The sequence below is a fragment of the Paenarthrobacter sp. YIM B13468 genome (assembly GCF_042788025.1).
Lineage (GTDB): Bacteria > Actinomycetota > Actinomycetes > Actinomycetales > Micrococcaceae > Arthrobacter > Arthrobacter aromaticivorans.
On sequence record NZ_JBHZPI010000019.1, the window covers coordinates 69,874 to 93,575 of the forward strand.

The 23,702-nt window shown below is 62.9% G+C and carries 24 protein-coding genes; 8 read left to right on the forward strand and 16 right to left on the reverse strand.

All coding sequences use genetic code 11. The features are described from left to right. Window positions 1-5 precede the first annotated feature (5 nt). The 15 genes from ACFX4T_RS17660 to bioB all read right to left on the reverse strand — a co-directional run bounded on the left by ACFX4T_RS17660 (window position 6) and on the right by bioB (window position 14,411). The gene (locus tag ACFX4T_RS17660) at window positions 6-839 is read right to left on the reverse strand and encodes an SDR family oxidoreductase (protein ID WP_377652997.1); all 834 of its coding nucleotides are present in this window, start codon (window positions 837-839) and stop codon (window positions 6-8) included. Continuing rightward, window positions 839-1,789 (reverse strand): dihydrodipicolinate synthase family protein, encoded by a 951-nt coding sequence (locus ACFX4T_RS17665; RefSeq protein WP_377652999.1) that lies wholly within the window; start codon window positions 1,787-1,789, stop codon window positions 839-841. The genes ACFX4T_RS17660 and ACFX4T_RS17665 overlap by 1 nt, the downstream gene beginning before the upstream one ends. Window positions 1,790-1,828: 39 nt before the next feature. Continuing rightward, complete coding sequence (locus tag ACFX4T_RS17670; protein ID WP_377653001.1) at window positions 1,829-2,632, reverse strand: enoyl-CoA hydratase-related protein; 804 nt, start codon at window positions 2,630-2,632, stop codon at window positions 1,829-1,831. Next, window positions 2,629-3,879, reverse strand: a complete 1,251-nt coding sequence (locus tag ACFX4T_RS17675; protein WP_377653003.1) for a CaiB/BaiF CoA transferase family protein — start codon at window positions 3,877-3,879, stop codon at window positions 2,629-2,631. The genes ACFX4T_RS17670 and ACFX4T_RS17675 overlap by 4 nt, the downstream gene beginning before the upstream one ends. Continuing rightward, on the reverse strand, window positions 3,876-5,246 hold the full coding sequence (locus ACFX4T_RS17680; RefSeq protein ID WP_377653005.1) for an FAD-dependent oxidoreductase: 1,371 nt from the start codon (window positions 5,244-5,246) through the stop codon (window positions 3,876-3,878). The genes ACFX4T_RS17675 and ACFX4T_RS17680 overlap by 4 nt, the downstream gene beginning before the upstream one ends. A gap of 9 nt (window positions 5,247-5,255) precedes the next feature. Then, window positions 5,256-6,587 (reverse strand): MFS transporter, encoded by a 1,332-nt coding sequence (locus ACFX4T_RS17685; RefSeq protein ID WP_377653007.1) that lies wholly within the window; start codon window positions 6,585-6,587, stop codon window positions 5,256-5,258. 163 nt (window positions 6,588-6,750) lie between these two features. Next, complete coding sequence (locus ACFX4T_RS17690; RefSeq protein ID WP_223948191.1) at window positions 6,751-7,350, reverse strand: helix-turn-helix domain-containing protein; 600 nt, start codon at window positions 7,348-7,350, stop codon at window positions 6,751-6,753. 89 nt (window positions 7,351-7,439) lie between these two features. Then, window positions 7,440-7,820: an Hpt domain-containing protein gene (locus ACFX4T_RS17695; RefSeq protein WP_216926126.1), complete on the reverse strand. Its 381-nt coding sequence runs from the start codon at window positions 7,818-7,820 to the stop codon at window positions 7,440-7,442. Window positions 7,821-8,152: 332 nt separating this feature from the next. Continuing rightward, on the reverse strand, window positions 8,153-8,650 hold the full coding sequence (locus tag ACFX4T_RS17700) for a very short patch repair endonuclease (RefSeq protein ID WP_216926127.1): 498 nt from the start codon (window positions 8,648-8,650) through the stop codon (window positions 8,153-8,155). 27 nt (window positions 8,651-8,677) lie between these two features. Continuing rightward, window positions 8,678-9,832: a cytochrome P450 gene (locus ACFX4T_RS17705; RefSeq protein WP_377653010.1), complete on the reverse strand. Its 1,155-nt coding sequence runs from the start codon at window positions 9,830-9,832 to the stop codon at window positions 8,678-8,680. Beyond that, entirely contained in the window at window positions 9,829-10,512 is a 684-nt protein-coding gene (gene bioD / locus ACFX4T_RS17710; RefSeq protein WP_377653012.1) for a dethiobiotin synthase, read from the reverse strand. The genes ACFX4T_RS17705 and bioD overlap by 4 nt, the downstream gene beginning before the upstream one ends. Further along, window positions 10,509-11,738, reverse strand: a complete 1,230-nt coding sequence (locus ACFX4T_RS17715; protein WP_377653014.1) for an 8-amino-7-oxononanoate synthase — start codon at window positions 11,736-11,738, stop codon at window positions 10,509-10,511. The genes bioD and ACFX4T_RS17715 overlap by 4 nt, the downstream gene beginning before the upstream one ends. After that, complete coding sequence (locus tag ACFX4T_RS17720; protein WP_377653016.1) at window positions 11,735-13,063, reverse strand: adenosylmethionine--8-amino-7-oxononanoate transaminase; 1,329 nt, start codon at window positions 13,061-13,063, stop codon at window positions 11,735-11,737. Before ACFX4T_RS17720 ends, ACFX4T_RS17715 begins: the two co-directional genes overlap by 4 nt. Continuing rightward, window positions 13,060-13,380, reverse strand: a complete 321-nt coding sequence (locus ACFX4T_RS17725) for a hypothetical protein (protein ID WP_377653018.1) — start codon at window positions 13,378-13,380, stop codon at window positions 13,060-13,062. The genes ACFX4T_RS17720 and ACFX4T_RS17725 overlap by 4 nt, the downstream gene beginning before the upstream one ends. Further along, window positions 13,377-14,411, reverse strand: coding sequence for a biotin synthase BioB (gene bioB / locus ACFX4T_RS17730; protein WP_377653020.1), 1,035 nt, complete (start codon window positions 14,409-14,411; stop codon window positions 13,377-13,379). The genes ACFX4T_RS17725 and bioB overlap by 4 nt, the downstream gene beginning before the upstream one ends. 209 nt (window positions 14,412-14,620) lie before the next feature. On the opposite strand from bioB, the gene ACFX4T_RS17735 reads away from it, so the two are divergent. Then, entirely contained in the window at window positions 14,621-16,297 is a 1,677-nt protein-coding gene (locus ACFX4T_RS17735) for a purine-cytosine permease family protein (protein ID WP_377653022.1), read from the forward strand. Window positions 16,298-16,473: 176 nt separating this feature from the next. Beyond that, window positions 16,474-17,397 carry an SDR family oxidoreductase gene (locus ACFX4T_RS17740; RefSeq protein WP_377653083.1) on the forward strand — a complete coding sequence of 308 codons (924 nt, stop codon included), beginning with the start codon at window positions 16,474-16,476 and terminating at the stop codon, window positions 17,395-17,397. 66 nt (window positions 17,398-17,463) lie between these two features. Here ACFX4T_RS17740 and ACFX4T_RS17745 read toward each other — a convergent pair whose 3' ends face one another. Next, window positions 17,464-18,639, reverse strand: coding sequence for a zinc-dependent alcohol dehydrogenase (locus ACFX4T_RS17745; protein ID WP_223948198.1), 1,176 nt, complete (start codon window positions 18,637-18,639; stop codon window positions 17,464-17,466). Window positions 18,640-18,774: 135 nt separating this feature from the next. Between ACFX4T_RS17745 and ACFX4T_RS17750 the strand changes: the two genes are divergently transcribed. The 6 genes from ACFX4T_RS17750 (at window position 18,775) to ACFX4T_RS17775 (ending at window position 23,700) form a co-directional block, all read left to right on the forward strand. Beyond that, window positions 18,775-19,014, forward strand: coding sequence for a hypothetical protein (locus tag ACFX4T_RS17750; RefSeq protein WP_377653024.1), 240 nt, complete (start codon window positions 18,775-18,777; stop codon window positions 19,012-19,014). Between the two features lie 235 nt (window positions 19,015-19,249). Then, on the forward strand, window positions 19,250-19,828 hold the full coding sequence (locus ACFX4T_RS17755; RefSeq protein ID WP_377653026.1) for a hypothetical protein: 579 nt from the start codon (window positions 19,250-19,252) through the stop codon (window positions 19,826-19,828). 27 nt (window positions 19,829-19,855) lie between these two features. Then, window positions 19,856-20,473 carry an SIS domain-containing protein gene (locus ACFX4T_RS17760; RefSeq protein WP_223948201.1) on the forward strand — a complete coding sequence of 206 codons (618 nt, stop codon included), beginning with the start codon at window positions 19,856-19,858 and terminating at the stop codon, window positions 20,471-20,473. A gap of 90 nt (window positions 20,474-20,563) precedes the next feature. After that, window positions 20,564-21,634, forward strand: coding sequence for an alkene reductase (locus ACFX4T_RS17765; protein WP_377653028.1), 1,071 nt, complete (start codon window positions 20,564-20,566; stop codon window positions 21,632-21,634). A 184-nt stretch (window positions 21,635-21,818) separates the two neighbouring features. Next, a complete protein-coding gene (locus tag ACFX4T_RS17770; RefSeq protein ID WP_377653030.1) occupies window positions 21,819-22,517 on the forward strand; it encodes a GntR family transcriptional regulator in 699 nt (232 codons plus the stop codon). A 181-nt stretch (window positions 22,518-22,698) separates the two neighbouring features. Next, entirely contained in the window at window positions 22,699-23,700 is a 1,002-nt protein-coding gene (locus ACFX4T_RS17775; protein WP_377653032.1) for a sugar phosphate isomerase/epimerase family protein, read from the forward strand. Window positions 23,701-23,702 lie beyond the last annotated feature (2 nt).

Genomic DNA, 23,702 nt, shown 5'->3' on the forward strand with positions numbered 1-23,702 from the left:
GGGGGCTAAAGGCTGCGGATCAGGCCGCCGTCGCACCTCAGCGCGACGCCGGTGATGTACGACGCCGGCGCGCTGCACAGGAAGGCGGCAGCCGCGCCGAACTCGGCAGGTTCTCCATAGCGTCGGGCGGGGATGGTTTTGCGGGATTCGAGCTGGATGTCTTCCAACGTGGTGCCGCGCCGCTTGGCCGCGGCCTGGTCAAGTTGGGTTACACGGTCCGTGGCGATGCGGCCAGGTAAGAGCAGGTTCACGGTGACCTCGTCCAGGGCCACTTCCGCAGCGAGGGTCTTGAGATAACCGGCCAGGGCAGCCCGGCCAGTGTTGGAGACGGCGAGGTTGGGAAGCGGGGCTGTCACGCCGCTGGACCCGATAGCCAGGATCCGGCCCCACCGCCGTTCCCGCATTCCGGGAAGCACGTGGGAAACCAGGGCGTGCTGCGGTTTGACCAGCAGATCGAACGCCGCCGCGATGTCATCGGAGCTTAGCGTGGCTGCGGCACCGGGTTTGGGCCCCGGGCCGTTGAGGACCAGGATGTCGATGGGTCCCAAGTCCGCGACCGTCTGTTCGACTGCCGATTCGATGCCCTCGGGCGTGGTCAGGTCTGCCTCGATCGCCACGGCGTCGAAGCCCTTGGTCGCTATACCGGAAGCGCCGTTCCCGGCAGTACCTGTTCCGTACGCAGCCTGGAGTTCAGCGACGATCTCCTTTGCACGGTCCCGACGACGGCCCACGATCGCCACGCGAACGCCTTCGGCAGCCAGGGCACGAGCCACGGCCAGGCCCAGCCCGCCTGTGGAAGCGGCGACCAAGGCTGTCTTGCCCGCAATTCCCAGATCCATCACAAGCTCCTTACAAGGGTCGTGTCATTTTCGAGGGCAGCAGCTGCCTCCCGAAGGTGCGTGGCCATACTCCCGCGCAGGGCTTCGGGGAAGCCCGCTGCAGGTGCGCGAACGCCCGAGTCCTTGATGAGTCCCCGTTCACGCAGGCATTCCTTGCGAATAGCCAGGGCTACCTTCGCCTGCTGCTCAAAGTTGATCAGCGGCAGATACGGGAGCAGTTCGCGTTGGGCTGCTTCATAGCCCTCTTCCTGCCAGGCCCGCACACACGCGATGAGGGCCTCAGGGTAGGAGAAGCCAGTCATTGCGCCCGCTGCGCCGGTCATCAGTTCATCCAGCAGTCCCTGCCCGCCTAGGCCGCCAAAGACTGAAACCTCGACGCCGGCACTCAGCTCAGCGATCGCGACGCTGGTGGGTGGCGCTTCGGCCTTGACGGCAATGACGAAGTCGCAAGAGGTCACCACCCTGATCAGAGCGGGTGTGGGGATACTGACGCCACTCGCCAACGGATAATCCTGAAGGACAACCTTGGCGCCAGTAGCCCGGTGGATGGCATCCAAGTGCGCAATCACCGTCTCCGGCTTGGCCGAGTTGGCCTGCACCATCACAGCTGCGAGGCGTTCCCCGGCAACTTCCTGGGCTGCCCGCACCTCCTCGATGGCGGGACGCGTGGCCAGGGCGGTCACGCCCACCACCAACGGCAACGCAGTGCATTCGACCACCGTTTCCAGCACTTGCCGGCGTTCCTCAGCCGTCAGGGCGGCTGCTTCGCCGAAGACTCCCAGTACGGTGAGTCCCGTGGCGCCTATGGCCTCGTAATGCTCCACAAGCTCGGACAAACTGTCCAGGTCCACGTCCAGCGTGCTGCCTTGGAATGGTGTGGCAACAACGCCCCAGACACCCGGTTGCAGGCTGTCCTTGCGGGTGTTTTTGGGCACGGAAGATTGCTGCATGTTTCTTTCCTTTCAGGACGAACGTGGAAGGTTGGGGGATCAGCGGCCCGGCCAGACGGGCGCGCGCTTTTCCTGGAATGCACGAACTCCTTCGGCGGAGTCTTCGCTGTCCAGGGCCGCCATGAGAGCCGGCAGTCGCAGGCCGCGGGCTTCCCTGGCCGTGAGGTGGGACGTCTGTGTCACCATCTGCTTCACCGCGCGGACGGAGGTGGGGGCGCAGGCAAGGATCTGGTCCACCCAGCCCTGCACAGCGGCGTCGAGCTCTTCGGCAGGAACTACTTCGTTGACGAGGCCCATGGACTGCATCTCTGCGGCATCGGCTTTGCGGCCTGTCACGAGCATTCCCATAGCCTGCGTATAGGGGATCCGCCGCACCAACTGGTGGATGCCGCCGTCGAGCGCCAATCGCCCAACCCGAGGTTCCGTCAAGCCGAACTTCGCGGTGTCGGCGGCCACCACAATGTCGGCACCCAGCACAATTTCCATGCCGCCGCCAAGGGCGTAGCCGTTGACCCGGGCGATGACCGGGACATCCAAGGTGGTGCGCAGGCTCAGGCCGCCGAAGCCGTTGGGATCCAGTCCCGCCCAATACTCCAGGCCGGTCTTGTCCACGGCCGACGCCGACATGTCAGCACCAACGCAGAAGGCACGGGATCCCGCACCTGTGATGACAACCGCACGCACGGACGGGTCCTGCTCAAGCTGAGTCCAGATCTCGTTGAGCCGCGAATGGGTTGTGGCATCCACGGCGTTGAGGACGTGCTGACGATCGATGACCACCGTAGCCACGTGGTTCTCGATGGTCAGGGTGACAGTGTCCACTCGCTCGATTACGGATGTCACCGCAGAACCCCCAGCTGCTGCAGGCGCTCGATTGCCTCTTGGTCGAAGCCGTTCTCCAGCAGGACCTCCACGTTGTGCTCACCGAGGCGCGGTGCGGCGCGACGGATGGTGGGCGGGGTAGCGGAGAGCCGGATGGGGGCATTCAGCATACGGACCGTGCCGACGCCGGGGTGCTCTGCTTCCACGATCATCCCGTTGGCCTCGGTTTGCGCATCGGCCAACGCCTGTTCCAGGGTGTGAACCGGAGCATTCAGCAGCCCCTGCCCTTCAAGCTGGTGTGTCCAATACTCAGTGGTATTGGTGGCGATGCGCTCGCGGAAGATGGCCTGCAATGCCGGCTTGTTCTTGAATTGCTGCTCGAGGTTGGCGAATTCAGGCCGCTGGGTGAGGTCCTCGTCCAGGCCAAGTGCTTCGGAGATCCGGGCCAGGGGATCCGGCGTGAAACCACCCACCATGCACACGGCGCCGTCGGTGGTTTCGAAGACCCCGCTCAGCGGCATGGCGCCCCAGTTGACCTCGTAGCCGCGGTTGAGCTGCATGCACGCTTCCTGCATCTGCAGGTGCAGCATGGAGTCGTACATGGTCACCTCCACCTTCTGGCCCACCCCCGATGCCTCTCGTGTGCGCAGCGCCAGAAGGATGCCCTGCATGAGGTGCATGCCGGTGATGTAGTCGCACAGGGTGGTGGGGTAGATGGAGGGCTTGGTGTCATCGGATTCCCGGCGCCACATCACTCCGGAATACGCTTGCGCGATCGCGTCCTGGCCGCCTTTATGGGCGTAGGGTCCCTCCGGACCGAAGCCTGTGCCCGAGGCCCAGATGATCCCCGGGTTGGCAGCTTTGAGGTCCTCGTAGCCGAAACCCATCCGTTCCATGACTCCGGAGCGGAAGTTGCTGACCACTACGTCCGCATCCGCCATGAGCCGGTGCAGTACCTCGCGACCTTCGTCGGTGCGGGTGTCCACCGAGACGCTGCGCTTGTTCCGGTTGATGGACAGGAAGATCGGGTTGTCCTGTCCGTCCTGGTCCGGGAAGGAATTGCGGGAGATGTCGCCTGCGCCGGGACGTTCCACCTTGATGATGTCTGCACCGTAGTCGCCCAGCAGCTGCGTGCAGGATGGGCCCATGAACACCTGCGTGAAGTCCACGATTTTGATGCCATCCAGCGGGAGGGGCGTTGGTGAGGGAGCCGCGGCGGTGTGCGTCGCCGTCGTGGTTTCAGTCTGGTCGAGGACAACGGTGCTCATGCCGGCACCACTGCGTTCAAGTCGATGTCCACGGTAGCGTTCGACGACGGCACGTCGCCTGGGTCTGCACCATGCCGGCGCATGCCCTGCTGGATATCCAGCGCGGAGACGTCGCGGACCAACATGTTGTTCTCCACCGCGAGGGCCGCTGCAACGCCGACGGCCTGTCCCATAGCCATGCAGGGCGGGATCTCGCGCGACATTTTCTGTGCCTCGGGGGTGGCGGAGTAGTGGCGGCCGGCAACCAGGAGCTGGTCCACTTCCTTGGGCAGCAGCGAGCGGTACGGGTAGTAGTAGTCACGGCCGCGGGCAACGGTGTCCGCGAAGTGGCGGCGCTGGGTGACGTCGTCCTTGGTCATGACGTACTCGCCCTGCAGGAGCCGGGTTTGGCGGACGCCCATCTGGGAGGCGACGTCCAGCATGTAGCAGTTTTCGAAGCCGGGCAGGTTCGCGCGGACATACTCCACGGCTTCGGAGATCCGGTCCCGGGCGGCGAACTCGGCGGCAGTCATGTCCGCGGGGTCAACGCCGTCGAATCCGCTCATGTGCGGGGCGTTGCACCAGACCACTCCGTCGATGGGGGTCTTGAGCCACCAGAGTTCCCAGGCGCCGCCGAGGAGGCGCTTGATCTTGCGGTTGATGGCCCGGGCTTCCTTGGGGTTGGCCTGCTCGAAGGCTTCGGCTGCCTTGGTATTCACATTGCCCAGACGGAAGACCAGCGTGGTGAGGTAGTTGTCTTTGGCGTAGCTGGCGCCGGCACGGGAGGCGACGTCGATGTCGCCGGTGGTGTCGATCACGACGTCGGCCATGAACGCCTGCGGGCCCAGTTTCGTTTCGCAGATCACGCCCTTGATCACGCCGTTGTCCACGATGGGACGGGAGAACCAGGAGTGCAGGCGGAGGTCCACGCCGGCCTCTCGAACGAGGTCGTTGGACACGCGCTTCCAGCCATCGGGATCGAAAGCCGCGGCGTAGCAGATGGGCTTGGGGTTGGTGTGGGAGTGGAAATCGAAGGTGCCGTAGCGGCCCCATTTGTTCCACAGTTCCTCGGAGGTCTTACGGTCATCGGCGGGCGGGACGATTGCCAGGCCAAGCTTCTGCAAACGTTCCACGTATTCAGAGACGATGCCCGTGACGGTGATTTCCTGACCGTTGATCATGTCATCGAGAACCAGAACCATACCGCCGGAGGCGAGTCCGCCCAAGGATGAGTAGCGTTCCAGGAGAGTGACTTTGGCTCCTGAGCGGGCGGCGGTAACCGCCGCGGCGACGCCTGCGGGACCACCTCCGACTACCAGGACGTCGGATCGTGAGATGACGGGGGCGGTGAGGTCCGCCGTCGTAGTGCTGAGTTCAAGGGTGTTCATGGTGAGTCCTTACTTTCCGACGAAGATGCCGTTGGAGCGGCGTGCGGCGAGGTAGAAAACGATGCTGAGGATGGACAGGACGGCTACGTAGACCGGGAAGACCCAGGTGAGGTTCAGGGATTGGAACCAGACCAGAAGGTAGGACGCGGTGCCGCCGAAGAGAGCCACACCAATGCCATAGCCCAAGGCGACGCCGGTACCGCGGATGTTCTTGGGCATCAGGGAGGAGCTGACCACGTTGTAAAGGGTCATGTTCAGGACCAGGACGATCGAGCCACCCAGGAGGACTGCCGCGAATCCGCCAATGCCCGGTTGGACGTACATCAGCATGAGGAACACGGACGGGATGGCGAGGATGCGGGTCACCAGGAACCAGCGGGACATTGCTTTGCCGTCGGCCAGCTTGCCGATGACCCAACTGCCCACTACGAGGATGACGGCCAGGATGGTGGTGAGGGCGAAGACCGCGGTGGGATCTTCCTTGAAACCGCTACGGGCTGCGGTGGGAAGGCCAACGTTCCAGGCGTAGTTGTAGGCCTGTGCTGCACCCACCACGAAGATGATGGCAAGGACGGAAAGCCAGTGCTTACGGACTCCGGACCACACGGCACGCGGCGTGTTCGTGGCCATTTCCTCGGCCTTGAGGGTTTCCGGCAGGGAGCGGCGGAGGTAGAGAACCACAAAACCGAAGGCAGCGCCGATGATGAACGGTACGCGCCAGCCCCAATCGGCCATTGCTGCACCGCCGAGGACAAGGCTGCAGAGGAAGCTCACCAGCGAGGCCAACAGGATGCCGATGTTCACGTAGAAGGACATGATGCCGGCCACGTAGCCTTCGCGGCCTTCCGGTGCGAGTTCGACAGCGTGGGAGGTGGAGAGTGGGGCTTCGATTCCTGTGGAGATACCCTGCAGGACGCGGCACACCAGCAGGATTATGCCGGCCCAGGCTCCGATGGTGGCGTAGTTCGGCGTGATGGCAATGATCAGCGTGGTGCCGGCCATGAGCATGATGGACAAGAGCATGACCCGACGCCGGCCGATCCGGTCTGCGAGCGTCCCCAGCAGTATGCCGCCAAGGGGGCGGAAGGCGAACCCGACGGCGAACACGGCCAGCGCGTTCAAGGTGGCGGAGAGTGGCTCGGTGTTGGGAAAGAAGTTCGGTCCGATGAAGGCTGACAGGAGGCCGAAGACCATCCAGTCGTACCATTCAAGGGCGTTGCCGAGGCCCAGGCCCAACAGTCCTTTGCGGACCTGGGGAGTGAACTTTGCGTTCTTTGCGGGAGAGGAGTGGCTGGTGCTTGGTGACGGGACGGCGTTGTCCGTCGTTTGGGTGTTGAGCATGGAAGTGTCCTTACGCTGACGCCCCGGAGGGCGTGGGAGGGTATGACGCAGGAACGCCTGTTGGAGGAGGCGCATTGTGCGAAAGTGGCAAGGATTGTCAGCGGCCACGGTTCGTGTCCGGACAGTTAAGGGAAAACGCTGGCGCCGTTGAGGGGCAGCAGTGTTACCACGCGTGTGGTGCGTTGACCCAGATGGCTACGCATACCTCTTCGTAGCTGTTCTTGTACCAGTGGGGGATCTCTGAGGAGTAGGTGATCGAGTCGCCCTCTTCGAGGCTGTAGCAGACGCCATCCAGATAGACGTCCTTACGGCCGGAAATGATGTAGCAAAACTCTTCACCGCTGTGCGTAAAAGGGGTTGCGCTGGTGTCGTGCCCTGGGGGCGTACTGATCCACTGCGCTTCGATGCTTCCGTCGCGGTTGGGAGTCAGCAGTTCGTGTACGGCTTCGCCCACTGATTCGCGGGTGACGTTCTTAAGGTTGCGTCGTTCGGATCGGCGGACCACGGGTGAGGTGGAGTGGTCCTGGCCAATGAAGAATCTCCCTACGGGGATGTCCAGGCCGTGGGCCAATTGGGCAAGGGTGGTGAAGGAAGGGTTCGCCATTCCGCGTTCGATTTGGCTGACGATCGCCTGGCTGAGGCCGGTGATGTCCGAGAGTTGGGCGAGGGTCATGCCCTTTGCCTTGCGCATGGTGCGCACCTTGTTCCCCACAGTTGCCAGCAGTTCGCTTGTGGCTGGCGGTGCAGGAGTCTCGGTAGTCATTGCCGCATCCTTCGTTGGTGAGCTAACTCACACAACTATAGTGAAGATTTTTAGCGAGTCAATGGTTTTCTTTATTTTCGTGAAGATCTTTACGGAAGTGGGGGTTGGAGCTCGCAGATCGTGCCGAAGACGAAAGCCTCGATCAGCTCCACTTGCGGTCTCAACTCCTGAAGGTGGCTGGCGTTGGGGAGGAGCCTGATGCTGATCTCCAATTCCGCGGCCAAGCGGCGCATGCAGATGGCGCCCACCATCTCGCTTGAGGTCTTCAGGCTCAGTACAGCGTCCATGGCATCTTCGATGTCCAGGTTATTCAGCGCGTGATGCAGGCGGGCAACCCGCCATGGCAGGAGTTCCACGTAGGTGCGGACGAAAGCGCCAACGACGGTTCGGTCTCCGCCAAGTTCTGCCTGAAGCTGGATAAGGACGGCGGGATCCACCAGTGAGTCTGTGCACTCGTCATACTCAGACACCAAACCCCTCCCGCCTCCGAACAATAGATGCACGATTCAAATGTAGGTCCGGGGGAAGTATCGCAACGCCGGAAAGCGAAAGCTTGATCCAATCTTGAGCGGACTCAGAGGGGGTCTTGATCGAAGTCCCTGAAAGTAAGTAAAGGAAATGGAATAATCGCCGAACCGGGGGAGCAAGGCGTGGGTAAAGGAATGGAAATCAGCATGAACGGTGGTGTTCGACCCTCGGCGGGCCTCGTGGTCATCATCGTGTTGTGCCTGACGGTGCTGCTGGGCATTGGTGGAACGTCAGCGTATGCGCTGTGGGAGCAAGGTTCCCACGCCAGCACCGGTCACTCCGACTCCACTGGGTCCGCCGGGGCTGGGTCGAAGGCGCCATAGGGCGACCTGCCCTCCAACGGCCCCTCCAAGAACGCCGTCAGCCGTTCTTCGAGGACTGAGCTGTCCCGCAATTCGCATTCCCACACCGTCAGAACGTCCCAACCGGCAGCGTGCAGCTGTTCCCTCTGTGCCAGATCGCGTTCACGGGTCCGCGTGCGCTTGGCCTCCCAGAAGGCCGCATTGGCAGTGGGGGAGTGCAGGCCGACCTTGCAATCATGAAAGTGCCAGAAGCAGCCGTTGACGAAAATGACTTTGCGACGGCCGGAGAACACCAAATCAGGCCGGCCCGGCAGCTTGGTCCCACCGGCTTGCCCATGCAGCCGGTAGCGGTACCCCTTGGCATGCAGTAGTTTCCGGACCAGCAGCTCGGGCTTGGTGTTTTTGCCCCTGATTCTGGACATGTTTCGGCTACGCTGCTCCGGCGTCAGCAAGTCACGGCTCTCGCCCATACAGTCCAGCCTACCCACCCAAGCTGGCTAGGGGAGGGCAACTCTGACGGTCCGCGGAGCCTGAAAGGAGAGTAGCCGCAGCCACTCAGGGGTGGGGTTCCCGAGCCGGACCCCCTTTAGTGCCGCGGTGGTTTCCTGAACCACGACGACGGTCTCCAGCTCAGCGAGTTTGGCACCAAGGCAGCGATGGATTCCTGAGCCGAAGGCCAGGCCGTAGGGTGTGGGTCCCGGATGGTCTGTGCTTTCTCCGGCAGATTCCGCAGTGTCAACCCCGGCTGCCCACGGAAAGCCGTGGTTCCCGGTCAGCTCCACCAGGATTTCCTCCCCCGCAGGGATGTGCTCGCCATTAAGTTCGGTATCGCGGGCAGCCACCCGCCGCCAGGTAGGCACGGAAGACTCGGTGGCCAGCACATGCCGAACAATCTCGCGGGCTTTGGTGCTGGAGGAGGCCTCGTCCCAGGAGATTCCCCGCGACCCCTCGGCCAGCCGGAAGAGCGTGGTGCTGATGAGCTGCGTGGTGGTCTCCTGGCCCGCGATGAGCAGGAAGTAGCCCAAGGAACAGATCTCCGGCGTGCTGAGCCCGTGGTCTGCGAGTGCCCTGAAGAGGTTTGTTGTGCCCGGAACCAAAGGTGCCTCCACCGATTCAAGGACCAGTTCGCGCAGCCAGGTGTAGAAGTCCGCCGCGGTGTGGGCCAGCTCGAGCTGCCGTGCGGGATCCGGCCATCCCCAGAACAGCTCGAGGGAGTCCAGGCTCCACGCCTTCAATTGAGGAAGGTCGCGGACGGGGAGGCCCAGCATCTCCAGCATGATGACTGCCGGCGGATACGCGGCCACTGCCTGCACCAAATCAACATTTCCCACGGAGCGGAGGAGTTGGGCTGCGGCCGTGGCTGACTCCCGGGAGAGCTGCCGGATGCGTGGTTCCATGGCCGCAACTTTGGCGGGAGTGAAGAAGCCCGCCACCACCTTGCGGATAGCTGCGTGTGAGGGGGAGTGGTTGCTGGCCAGGACTGGTGGAAGGGCGAAGCGTGCCTTTTGCAGGATGCGGAGGGCTTGACCGCTCAAGGGCGTCACGGCCAGAAGTGCGTTGGCAGGGCTGAAGTCGCCAGGCCGGTGAAGGACCTCGCGGACGGAATCAGGATCGCGCAGCACCTTGTAGGGGCATGTGGTGACGGTGCTCATGCCGGCACCCCCTCAAGCCAGGAGGCCGCCTGTTCGCGGAACACTTCAGGGGCCAGTGCGGCGGCTTCGTGCCGGATGGCACCCAACAGCGGAACAGGCCAGGCAGCGATGGTGGCATGGTTGCTTCGCTCCACTGCCCCAGGGATTGCAGGCCAACTGCCAAGCACAACGCCGACCACCGGCAGGCCCCGTCGATCGAGCGCTTCGAGCGTCAGCGCCGTGTGGTTCAAGGTGCCCAGCGACGGGCGCGCCACCACAGTGAAGCCAGCCGAATCGCCCAGGAGGCTTCCGAGGTCCGCCAGCGTCCCGCCGTCGTGGTCCAACTCAACCAGCACCCCGCCGGCACCTTCCACAAGTACATGGTCATGGGTGTTGGCCAGTGCGCGGATTCGCTGGGCATGCGAAGCAAGCTGCGGCAGCACCACCTCGTCGCAGGCAGCAGCGGGGACGGGGGCCAGCGGCTGTTCCAGGACAATGCCGGCCTCCGCCGTGAGCGGGCCGGCAAGCCGCACCACTTCCGCGCAGTCCGAATCGCCGTCTACGTTGCCGCTTTGGCAGGGCTTGTAGACCGCCACCGAGCAGCCGCGTTGCTGAAGCGCTGTGGCGAGCGCCGCCGTTGTGATGGTCTTCCCGACGCCGGTATCGGTACCGGTCACCAGGATGATGCGGGGAAGTTTCATGGGGTTCGCTCCAGGATGTCGCGCAGCACTGTGCAGGCATGGTCGAGGTCGGTGGGGGTGAGGTTGGCCCGGGCTGTGAGCCGCAGGCGGGAGACGCCGTCGGGCACCGAAGGTGGGCGGAAACACCCCACCTGGACGCCGGCAGCGTACGCGGCCTGGCTCGCAGCCAAGGCAGCCTCCGCTGAAGGCATGGGGATGGATTGAACTGCTCCGGCAGAACGTTCGACGGCGGCTGGGCGTCCCAGCGTGGGTTGCAGTTGGGCGGCGAGGGCGGCTGCGTTGTGATGGACGGCCGCGGCGCGCCAAGGTTCCCGCTGGATGATTCCGACGGCGGCCATGGCAGCCGCCGCTGCCGGCGGGGCCAACGCGGTGTCGAAAATGAAGCTACGCGAGCGGTTCACCAAGTGCTCCCGCAGCAGGCTGGAACCAAGCACCGCCCCGCCCTGGCTGCCCAAGGCTTTGGACAGGGTGGCAGTGCGAACAACACCCGGATGGTCGGCCAGGCTGGTGCCCGCCACCGCGCCGCGCCCTTGTAAGGGGCCAACGCCGGCAACGCCCAGGCTGTGGGCCTCATCTATCAGCAGCACGGCGTCGTGTTCCTCGGCGAGGTTGAATAACTCCTGTAGTGGAGCAGCGTCACCGCCGACGCTGTAGATGGACTCAACAACAACAAGGGCCCGCGGCTGTGTCCGTCCCTCCAGGAGGCGTGCCGCGTCCGCAGCGTCATTGTGTTTAAATTCCCGCACTTCCGAGCGGCTCAGCCTAAAACCATCGATCAACGAGGCATGGCAGTACTCGTCTGCCACAATCAACGTTCCGGGACCACCCAAAGCCGTGGTGACACCCAGATTGGCGAGGTAGCCCGAGGAGAAGACCAACGCAGCCTCCGCTCCCGTGAACAGGGCAAGGTGGTGCTCCAACTCAAGATGCAGCTCGGTGGTGCCGGTGACCAAGCGGGATGATGCAGCGCCAGTGCCCCAGCGCCTGATCGCGTCCGTGGCAGCCTCAGCCAGGCGCGGGTCCGTGGAGAGGCCCAGGTAGTCGTTGCTGGCGAGGTCGATCATCCCGCGGTGTCCGGCTTTACGATCGGGGGCGCCTTCTCTGTCCGAGGCGCTTTCTTTGCCGCGGGCGCCCTGCGGACCACGCACTGTCGGCGTCCGCACCAGCCCGCGGCGCTCGCGGACCTCTGCCTGTTGCTCCAGCCAAGCGGTCATGGAGAGGCTCATACTCTGGCCTCCAGCCTGTCTGCGGCCGCGGAGACTGCCGCCACCATGCCAGCAGTGATGGTCCTGATCTGGGAGGTTGAGCTGATGTATGGCGGCATCGTATAGACGAGATTACGGAAAGGACGGATCCACACTCCCCGCTCGATCGCAGCCCGGGTCACTGCAGCGACGTCCACGGCGTCCGCCAACTCAATGACGCCCACCGCGCCGATATTGCGGACGTCCCTCACGCCGTCGAGCTCCAACGCCGGGGTCAAGCCCTCCGCGAGCCCTGCGCCTACGCGGTCAACGTCTGCGCGCCAGTCGCCGTCCCGCAGCAGCCCGAGGCTCGCGTTGGCCACGGCACAGGCGAGCGGGTTGCCCATGAACGTGGGGCCGTGAAGTAGGGCACCAGCATCACCGCTGGATACCACCCGGGCAACCTCACCCGTGCACAACGTTGCGGCCAGCGTCATGTACCCACCCGTGAGCGCCTTGCCGACACACAGGATGTCCGGGACGACGCCGGCATGGTTCGCAGCGAACAACTCGCCTGTTCGCCCAAAGCCCGTGGCGATCTCGTCCAGGATGAGCAGCAAGCCGTGCGCGTCAGCAACCTCCCGGAGGATCCGCACACACTCCGGCGGGTAGATGAACATCCCGCCAGCACCCTGCAGGACAGGTTCCACAATGATCGCCGCGAGCTCATCGGAATGCTCACGGGCCAGCATCTCGACTGATGTCCGCCACTCACTGATAACTGTTGGGGTGGCCGTCGCCGCGGCTGGAGGACGCGGCGCGAACACATTACCCGCCAGCAAACCAGGGAACGTGGAGTGCATACCGTCAACGGGATCACAGACGCCCATCGCCGCGAACGTGTCGCCGTGATAGCCACCGCGGACCGTCAGGAAGCGCTGCCGTTGTGGACGCCCGGAGGCCGTTTGGAACTGCACGGCCAGCTTTAGGGCCACCTCCACTGAAACGGAGCCGGAATCTGCCAGGAACACACGTTCCAGCTGGCGGCCAGGGTCCCGGGGTGCCAGCGCCAGCAGGTTCTCGGCAAGATCCACGGCAGGTTGATGCGTCAGTCCACCGAACATCACATGGCTGAAGGACCCCAGCTGGCGCTGAACCGCGGCATCCAGCACAGGATGGCGGTACCCATGGATCACTGACCACCATGACGACATCGCATCCAGCACCTCATGCGTTCGGCCGTCCTCGTCCCGAAGCCGCAGCGCCACGCCGTCGGCCGCTTCGACTTCCCAAAGCGGCAGCGTCCCGGACGCCGGAGCGTAAGGATGCCACAGGCTCGCCCGGTCCCGCTCGATCAGCGAACTCATCGGGACACCCGTCCGTGGCGCGAGCACTCCGCCGACCAACCCAACGGCGTCACCTGGACCTTCATCCTGCGGCGGCACTGCGCGCAATACCTGGGCGGTTCCATCGCCAACCGTTGCTGGCAGCCTTGGTGGGAGTCCGACGTCGAGTGGGGGTGCGACGTCGGGCGCTCGCCGTTGGTGCCTTTGAGAACGGTACCGCCCCCAATGACGGTGCCGTCCTCAACAGCGCCTTCAACAACGTCCTCAAAAAGGGCGCCGGCAACCGTGCCGCCGCAGTGCCCGCAGTATTCCGCCTGCATGGCGCCTATCGCGGTCATAGCGTCTTCTGGAGTTCCTTGATGGGCATGTTGAGCTCCACCAGGAGGTTCAGGTCGGCGGTGGCGGGGCGCCCAAGGGTGGTTAGGTAGTTGCCCACGATCACGGCGTTGATGCCGCCGAGCAGTCCCTCGCGGGTGCCGAGATCGCCCAGGGTCAGTTCGCGGCCGCCAGCGTAGCGGAGTACTGTGCGCGGCATGGCGAGCCGGAAGGCGGCGATGGCGCGGAGGGCGTCCTTGCCGTCCATGATGCCTTGGTTTTCCAGCGGCGTTCCCGGACGCGGATTCAGGAAGTTCAGCGGAACTTCGTGCGGTTCCAATGCAGCCAGTTGGGCGGCGAGTTCGGCCCGCTGCTCGAGGGTTTCACCCATGCCGATCAGGGCGCCGCAGCACAGTTCCATACCGGCGGCTTTGACCATGTTGCAGGTGTCCAGCCGTTCCTCGTAGCTGTGCGTGGTGACGACCTCGGGGAAGTAGCTCCGCGCGGTTTCGAGGTTGTGGTTATAGCGGTGGACGCCCCACTCGGCCAGCTGATCAACCTGGCGCTGGGTCAACATACCCAGGGAGCACGCAATGTTGATATCAACTTCCTCGTTGATGCGGTCGATCGCGAACTTGATCTGGTTCATGAGTTTGATGTCGGGGCCACGCACAGCTGCAACGATGCAGAACTCGGTGGCACCGGTGGCGGCTGTTTCCTTGGCAGCCTTCACCAGTTCGGGGATATCCAGCCACACGCCACGGACCGGGGAATCGAAAAGGCCGGACTGGCTGCAGAAGTGGCAATCTTCGGGGCAGCCTCCGGTCTTGATGGAGATGATGCCTTCAACCTCGACGTCCTCGCCGCAGTGCTTCAGCCGGACCTCGTGGGCGAGCTGCATGGCAGCGGGAATCGCTTCGTCAGGAAGTTGGAGGATCTCCACAAGCTGGGCTTCGTTGAGGCCTTCACCGCGCTCAAGGACCTGCTCGCGTGCGATGTCCAGGATGGCGTAGGCAGCGCCTGCTGGGGTTCGATGAGTTGTTTGGGTCGTCATGGACTTGACGGTATCCGTGGGGGCGGCACGCGATTTTGTGGGGTCCGCACAAAGTGGCGTGGCGGATTTTGGACTGCCCTTATGGCTGGTGGGCGCAGGCGGCTGGTGCAGAAGTTACAGCTGTGAAACATCGTTGTGACTGATTTGACCCGCTGCGTGACTAGCGTCGTTGACGAAGCACCGACCACGAATCGTGAAAGTGAGCCCGGATGAGCGACGTTCTGACAGACACCCAAAGAGTTACGACGGCGGGGAACGCCGATGCGATGAGCGCAGCGAAGGAGAGCCTGGAAGACTACACACTCCGGTTCGCCCCGCGCTCCTACCGGAAGTGGAGCGCCGGTGTGGTGGCCACCAGTGCCCTTGGCGGGATCGCCTACCTGGCTGACTTCTCGATCGGGGCAAACATCGGCATCGCCTACGGCACCGTGAATGCGATCTTCGGCATCATCGTTGCCGCGGTGATCATCTTCGCCACCGGCTTTCCACTGGCGTACTACGCCGCCCGCTACAACATAGACCTCGACCTCATCACTCGCGGGTCAGGCTTTGGCTACTACGGTTCAGTGGTCACGAACATCATTTTCGCGACTTTCACCTTTATCTTCTTTGCCCTCGAAGGCTCCATCATGGCCCAGGGCCTGCAATTGGGCCTCGGCGTCCCGCAATGGCTTGGGTATGCCGTGTCCACCATCATCATCATTCCGCTGGTGATCTACGGGATGAAGACCCTTGCTACTTTGCAAGTGTGGACCACGCCCTTGTGGTTGCTGCTCATGGTGGTGCCCCTTGGCTATCTGCTGTTGTCCCACCCCGAAAGCATCGACGCCTTCTTTGCCTACACCGGCGCTTCGGGCGAGGGCGGCACCAATCTCGCCTCCGTGATGCTGGCTGCCGGCGTTTGCCTTTCGTTGATGGCCCAGATCGCAGAGCAGATCGATTACCTGCGCTTCATGCCACCCAAGACCGCGGAGAACAAAGGTGCTTGGTGGCGTGCCGTAATCCTCGCCGGACCCGGCTGGGTAATTTTCGGTGCCATCAAGCAGGTTGTGGGCATGTTTATTGCCATTTACCTGACCGCCAGGCTGGATCCCGCCGCGTCCGTGCACGCCAATGAACCAGTCCACCAATTCCTGGGCGTGTACCAGGAGATGATGCCGGCCTGGCTCGCCATGTCCCTGGCCGTTGTGTTGGTGGTTATCTCGCAGATCAAGATCAACGTCACCAACGCCTATTCCGGATCGCTTGCCTGGACCAATTCCTTCACCCGCATCACCAAGACCTACCCGGGCCGCATGGTGTTCGTTGTGGTCAACCTGGTGATCGCATTGGTCCTCATGGAGTCGAACATGTTCGAATTCCTCAACACGATCCTTGGCTTCTACGCCAACTGCGCCATGGCCTGGGTGGTCACAGTTGCCTCCGATATCGCCATCAACAAGTACCTCTTGAAGATCTCGCCCAAGGTTCCTGAGTTCCGACGGGGCATGCTCTACCCCATCAATCCGGTCGGCTTCGTTTCCATGCTGGTCTCGGCAGGGATGTCCATCGCGGTCTTCTTTGGTGCTTTCGGTGCCGGAGTGCAGCCGTATTCGCCAATTTTCGCCGTCGTCCTTGCTTTGGTACTTCCCCCGGTCCTGGCTTTGGCCACGCGTGGCCGCTACTACCTCCGCCGCACCGATGACGGGATCGACCTGCCCATGTTCGACGCCGACGGAAACCCTAGCGACGAGAAGCTCCTCTGCCACGTCACCGGCCTTGAGTTCGAACGCCCGGACATGCTCCGCTCAGGCCAGGACGGTCCCGACGGCGAACCCCGCTTCATCTCCTCCCTCGCCCTGTCCACGGATAAGTCAGGCGCACTGGTGCTGCCGGCCCAAAAATAGGTACCTTGGCTAGCGCTGCGGGCGAAAAGTCAGGGTGCTTAGAATTAGGCATGGCACAGGATGAGCGGAACGAAGAGACCGGGCTGAGCGAGGAATCAGGGCAGCCAGAGGAATCCGAGCAGACCGACGACTCAGGGCAGGTTGAGTCAACAACCGACCTCGACGAGGACATCGCAATGGCGTTGGAAAACCACGTCCTTAACCCGGCGGAGGACCCGGAGGAGGCCTCAGATCCACGGACGATGTATCCGTCGGGGGAGTTCGAGCCGCAAACCCAGGACTACCCTGGCTGGACCGAGGCAATGATCCCGCGGCCGGATCACGGGGAGCAAAGCTATGTGGGCCATCACCGGATGATGGGATTCCGGACCTTGATTACTGGCGGCGACAGCGGGATTGGGAGAGCTGTGGCCATTGCGTTTGCGCGTGAAGGTGCAGATGTGGCGTTCACGTATTTGCCGGAAGAGGAGCAGGACGCCGAATTGACCGTCCAGTTGATCGAGGCCGCGGGCAGCCGGGCCCTGGCGTTGCCGGGTGATCTGCGGGACGAGGAATTCTGTCAGGAAGTCATCGCCCAAACCATCGAAGAATTCGATGGGCTGAACGTTCTGGTCAACCACGCAGGTTTCCAGATGACGACCAGCCAGGGGATCGAAGACCTCAGCAGCGAACAGTTCGACCGGACCTTCAAGAGCAACGTCTATGCGCTCTTCTGGCTTACCAAGGCGGCCTTGCCACATTTGCAGCCAGGGTCCTCGATCATCAACACCTCATCGATCCAGGGGTACCATCCGAGTCCCTCGCTCATCGATTACGCCGCCACCAAGGCAGCCATCAACAGCATGACGTTCTCGTTGGCAGAATCCCTGGGATCCAAGGGAATCCGGGTCAATGCGGTAGCTCCCGGACCCATTTGGACCCCCTTGCAGCCACCAACCCAGCCCGAGGAGAAGATCGTGAAGTTCGGCCAGGACACACCTCTCGGCCGGGCCGGTCAGCCTGCTGAACTTGCCGCGACGTATGTCCTGCTGGCGACAGAGGAGTCCAGCTACATTTCCGGCTCGGTTATTGGGGTTACCGGCGGAAAGCACCTCGCCTAAGGCGCCTCCGCCCATCTCTATCGACCAACGGATCCTCCAGGAGATGCAACCTGATCCTCCAGGAAATCAGGGCTTTAGCACCACCTTGATGCAGCCGTCCTGCTTCTTCTGGAATTTCTCGTACAGGTCAGGTGCATCGTCAAGACCACCGGTGTGGGTGACCAGATGCATGACTCCCAGCGGATCGGCGTCGTCCTCTACCAAGGGGAGCAGCTGGTCAGTCCAGTTGCGCACGTTGCATTGCCCCATGCGGAGTTGGACTTGCTTGTCGAACATGGTCATCAGCGGCATGGGATCGGCCTGGCCACCGTAAACGCCGCTGAGCGAAACAGTGCCGCCGCGCCGCACCAGATCCACTGCCGTGTGGAGGGCAGCAAGGCGGTCCACGCTCATGGTCTCCATGGCTACCTGCGCCGGCTTGTCAGGGAGCAATGAAACCGCCCGGTGCAGGAATGATGCCACCGGGGAGCCGTGGGCTTCCATGCCCACTGCATCCACCACCGCGTCCGGGCCGCGGCCGAGGGTCTCCTCGCGGATCTCCGCGGCGACATCCGGGCTGTAGTTCATGGTCTCCACGCCATGTTCTTCCGCCATCGCCCGGCGCTCGGGAACGGGATCCACGCCGATGACACGGAACCCCTTGTGGACGCCAATTCTGGAAGCGAACTGGCCCACAGGGCCGAGTCCGAGCACCGCCAACGTGCCTCCCTCGGGGACGTTGGCGTATTCCACGGCCTGCCACGCGGTGGGCAGGATGTCCGAGAGGAACAGATAGCGCTCGTCGGGGAGGTCCGAATCGACTTTGATGGGCCCGTAGTCGCCGAAAGGCACCCGCAAGTATTGTGCCTGGCCGCCCGGCACGGAGCCGTAGAGTTCGGAGTATCCAAAGAGTGCAGCCCCTGTACCTTTGGCTTTGACCTGCGTGGTTTCGCACTGCGACTGAAGGCCTTGGTTGCACATGTAGCACCGGCCGCAGGAGATATTGAAGGGTACGACTACCCGGTCGCCCTTCTGGAGCCGGTGGACCTCCGAGCCCACTTCCTCCACGATTCCCATGGGCTCGTGGCCGATGACGTCGCCCTTGTGCATGTAGGGGCCGAGTACTTCGTAGAGGTGCAGGTCCGAGCCACAAATGGCTGACGATGTTATTCGGACAATGACATCCGTTGGTTCCTGGATGGTGGGATCGGGGACATCAATAACGCTCAGCGAGCGCCTTCCTTGCCACGTCACTGCTTTCACAATCGCTCTCCCTGCTTTGGGGCTGGAGGTGTGTCCCGCGCTGCAGGAGACCTTCCCAGCGAAGCAGAGTTGGCAGCGGCGCACAAGGTCTTCGGTAGCCTCGACAGCCCTTGAAGCCCGGCCTACATTGAGGCTATGAGCGAAGAATCGAGCGAACGGGACAAATCGAGCGAGCGGGACGAATCGAGCAAAGGGGATAGGGCGCCTTCTGAAGCCTCAAAGCAGGCGGTACCTGACGACGTCGAGCATGGGGACAGCACCCCCGGGACGGGTGACTTTACTACGGAGGTGGACCCTACGTTCATCCCGGACGATAGCGGCGAGACGCCGGAGGAGAAGCGCGCCAGGGAGCATCCAGAGGCGACGGGTAGCTAAAAACACCTATTTTGGGCAGTAGTACGACGGCGTCCCCCGCTGACCGGCCTGGGTCACCTTCGCACCCACTTTAGTAAGTAACCTGATAATTGGTGTTAAGCTGGTAGGAGATAGCTGTCCACGTGATCAGAAAGCGTTTCGAACGAACAGTGGATGGGTACAACTTTGGGTACTAAGCACAGCATGGGCTAGGGGCGGCGCCCAAACAAAGCCGTTCACGAGGGAGGCAATCCACATGGACACAGGACAACTGGTATTGATCATCGTGTTGGCCGTCGTCGTAGTCGCAGCTGTGATCATTGCAGTGGTAGTTGGACGCAAGAAGAAGACCGAACTCAATCGCCGTCGCGCAGGGGAACTGCGCGAGAAGGCAGACCAGGAAGCCCTCGGCGCACACCAAGCGAAGGCTCAGTCGGCACAAGCTGAGGCAGCAGCCGTTCAGGCAGAAGTCGAGGCCAACCGGCTCCGGCGCGAAGCGGACCGGCATGCGGAGAAGGCCGAAGAAGCCAGCGGGCGCGTACAGGAACACCTGCGCCACGCCGACAAAGTGGACCCCGATGTCAGGACTGGCCGCGACCGGGAGAATGACGCGGATCGTGGACGTGACCGTGACATGGATACACGTGACATGGATACACGTGACATGGATACAAGCGAACAACGGCTTACACGGGATCGCTCGGCACGGGAAAGCGCCGTTAGGGAAGAGCCTTTGCGGGAGCGGGCTACGCGGGAGGGCTCTACCCGGGACGATTCTGTGCGGGACGGTTCCGTGAGGGACAGTTCGAGGCGGGACGGAGATAGGAACGTGTAAGTTCCTACGGTGAAACGGAGGCAGGAAGTGAGCATCGTGGTAAGGCGACCGGGCCAAGTGGTGCGCCCGACGGATTCAAGGCAGAACAGGCATGCGGTTGACGTTGTTCTTGGCCATTTGGGCGAGATCGGCCCAGCGGTAGCGGCCTTGCGCCGTGAATCGTCGCGGCTCGCTGAATGGGGAGAGGAACTGGCCCGCGTACGTCTTCGTGGCGGCAGCGTGTTTGCAGCCGGCAGCGATGGCTCTGCGCACGAAGCACAGAGATTCACCTCCGAGTTGGCGGCCCACGACCCCAGGGATGGCTCTGCCTTCAAGGCCATATCTGTCAGCAAGAGCGGCAACGACGGCGCCCGCGGAAGCATCAGTGACCAGATTCGAGGGCAGGTTCGCCGTGGCGACATCGTGGTGTTGCTCGCTGCGAAGGGAATCACGGATGATCTCCGGGAGGCCGCTGCTGCTGCCAAGGCCGCCGGAGCGCGGGTGTGGGCATTGACTGGCAAGGAGTCCAAGGACCTTGCCCAGGCTGTCAACGAAGCGATCTGCATTGACACTGACCCACCGCATGCCGAAGAAGCGCACCTGGTTGCGGTGCTGGCCCTTTGCGAATGCTTCGACGACGCCATGAGGCTGCGGGGCCAGGGCTAAGCAGCTTGTGATCTGCCTCGCATCCGGAATAGTTGCAGACGCCGCACAGTTGCCCAGAGTGAACCTGATTCATTCTGAAAGGAACTGCGCATGCTGTTTTCCCCCTTGGCCCTTGGTGAGCTCGAACTTCCCAACCGACTGGTGATGGCGCCCCTGACCCGGCTGCGGGCCGGCGCGGACGGCATTCCGGGTTCACTGATCGCCGAACACTACCGGCAGCGCGCATCCCTCGGGCTGATTGTCAGCGAGGGAACGTACCCGACGCCGGCCGGTCAGTCGTATCCAGGCCAGCCTGGCCTGGTGACGGAAGCGCAGATCGCAGGCTGGAAGACGGTCACTGACGCCGTCCACTCTGAGGGTGGGCGAATCTTCGCCCAGGTGATGCACGGTGGCCGCGTTTCGCACGCGGACATCACGGGCGGCCACGAAATCGTGGGCCCGAGTGCTGTTGCCATCGAGGGCGATGTCCGCACTCCCAGCGGCAAGCAGCCGTACCCGGCGCCGCGCGAACTCCGCACGGACGAGCTCCCGGGAGTCATTCAGGATATTGTCACCGCCTCGAAGAACGCGATTGAGGCAGGATTCGACGGCGTGGAACTTCACTCGGCAAACGGTTACCTGCTGCATGAATTCCTTGCGCCCAACTCGAATGTTCGCACCGACAGCTACGGTGGGTCCCCGGAGAACCGTGCGCGCTTCGTGATCGAGACTGTCAATGCGGTGGTTGAAGCACTTGGCGCGAACCGCGTTGGCATCCGCATCTCCCCGGAACACAACGTGCAGGGCATCGCCGAGACGGATGCCGCAGACGTCCGCGCCACCTACGAAGTCCTCGTAGAGACCATTGCGCCGCTCAACCTTGCGTACCTCAGCATCCTGCACCACGACCCCAAGGGTGCCCTGGTCCAGGATCTTCGCGAACGCTTCAACGGCACTTTCCTGGTGAACACTGGCTTCAGTGAAATCACCACGCGCGAGGAAGCTGTTGCATTGGTGGCCGATGGCCTCGCGGACGGCGTTGTGGTTGGCCGCCCCGCCATTGCCAACCCGGATCTCGCGCGCCGCTGGCGTGAAAGCCTCCCGCTTAACGAGCCGGACGCCTCCACGTTCTACGGCGAGGGTGCCAAGGGTTACACGGATTACCCGTTCTACGCCAACTAACCGCGCAGAACCCCAGCAAGACCGCGACGCCGGCACTCACCCGAGTGCCGGCGTCGTGCGTTAGCGTGTGCCCGCCCAACTAGGTCGCACTTAAGCGCGTTTTGAGCGCTCAAAACGCGCGCTGCTGCGACCTAGTTGGGAAAGAGGGGTCGGCTGGTGCTCGCGTTCCTATAGGATTTGTGGCATGTCTGAACCTTCGCCGGCTCTTCCCCGCCCGGGCTTTCCCGTCAGCCGCCAGGTGTTGGCCGACCACGTTTATGAAGCCCTCCTCGAGTGGCTCATGGATGGTCGGCTCGAACCCGGGGCAGCCGTCAGCATCGACGGAATGGCGCGGGAACTGGACGTTTCTCCCACCCCCGTACGTGAAGCCTTGGCGCGGCTGGAGCATACAGGCATGGTGCGCCGCGTGGCGTTGAAAGGGTATCGCGTAGCCCCCGTGTTCACGCGGGAGGACTTCGCTGAACTCATGGAAGCACGGCTTTCGATAGAGCCTGTGAATGCCCGCCTCGCGTGCGAACGCATGACTTCGGAAGGCTTGGACGCCTTGAAGCAGGCGGTTGAGGATCTCAAGACGGCGCCGCGGGGCGGCACGTTTGCTGAGTACCGCAGCTACCTCGAGGCTGACGAGCGTTTCCACCAGTTGATCGCGGCGCAAGCCAGGAACCAGTTCCTCCTCGCCGCTTACAACACACTGGGCGGGCAGATCCAGCGGTTCCGCTTGTTTGGGGGAGTGGGCATCACGGATGCGGAGCAGGCCATCGCCGAGCACCAAGCCGTGCTCGACGCGATGTCCACTGGAGACCCGGGGAAAGCAGCCGAGGCAATGGTCAACCACGTGCAAAAGGTGCGGGGTCGGGCCATGGCTGACGCGCCTGAAGACTGAACACCCACCGCTCCCTAAGGGCTCGTCGCGAATGCGGCGGGCCTTTTTCGTGCGATCAGTGAGCCCCTTCACAGACATATGTAAGACATATAGGATCTAGGAAGTTTCGCGAAAAGGGTTGACAGCTTTGCTTCGTTCATAAATCCTATAGGAAACAGGATTCCACGAAGGAGTGATCATCATGGCGTATACCGCCGAGAATTGGCCCATCACCGCGGCCCTCCTGCAGTTCCCCGGTGTGGACGCCGGGGGGCGGCACATCAACGACGCCGACGCTTCCGTTTGGGCTGAAGTCCTCCAGGAAGTGAAGGAGGCTGGGTTCGCAAACGCGGACCTCACCGACAGCTGGGTCCGCCCGGGCGATCTCAGCACGGAGCGTCTGGCCGAGTTCAAGCAGACGGCTAACGAAGTGGGCATCGGAGTGCCCGTCATCTCCGCAATCCGCCGCAGCGTCATCCACCAGACGGACTGGGCCGACAACCTCGCCTACAGCCACCGCACCATCGACGCCGCAGCAGAGCTTGGATGCGAGGTTGTCTCCTTCGGACTTCACCAGGCCATCACGCCTGAGCAGCAAAAGCAGTTGTGGTTCTGGACGGTGGAGGGTTACAAGGATCCGGTAGGCGACAAGGAAATGTGGGGCAACGCAGTGTCCCGCCTCCGTGAACTTGGCAAGCACGCAGCAGAAGCCGGCATCCTCATCTCCCTGGAAATGTACGAGGACACCTACCTCGGCACCGCTGATTCATCCGTGCAGCTGGTCCAGGACATCGGTCTGGACAACGTCGGCCTCAACCCGGACCTGGGCAACCTGATCCGCCTGCACCGTCCCATCGAGGACTGGCGCGAGATGGTGGCCAAGACCCTGCCGTACTCCAACTACTGGCACATGAAGAATTACATCCGCGACGAAGATGTGGCCCGCGACAGCTACATCACCATGCCCGCACCCATGGAAAGCGGCTTGATCAACTACCGCGAGGCATTCAAGTTTGCTCTCTCGGTCGGCTTCCAGGGCATCCTCTGCACGGAGCACTACGGTGGCGATGGGCTCAGCGTCACGGCCAGCAACCAGGAATATCTGCGCCGCCACGTCCTGCCGAAAACCGAGGGCTACAAACTCGGCGCGAGCCAGGTGGCGCAAGGCCGGCAACAGCCCGTCACGGAACTCGCAGGAGTCTAAGG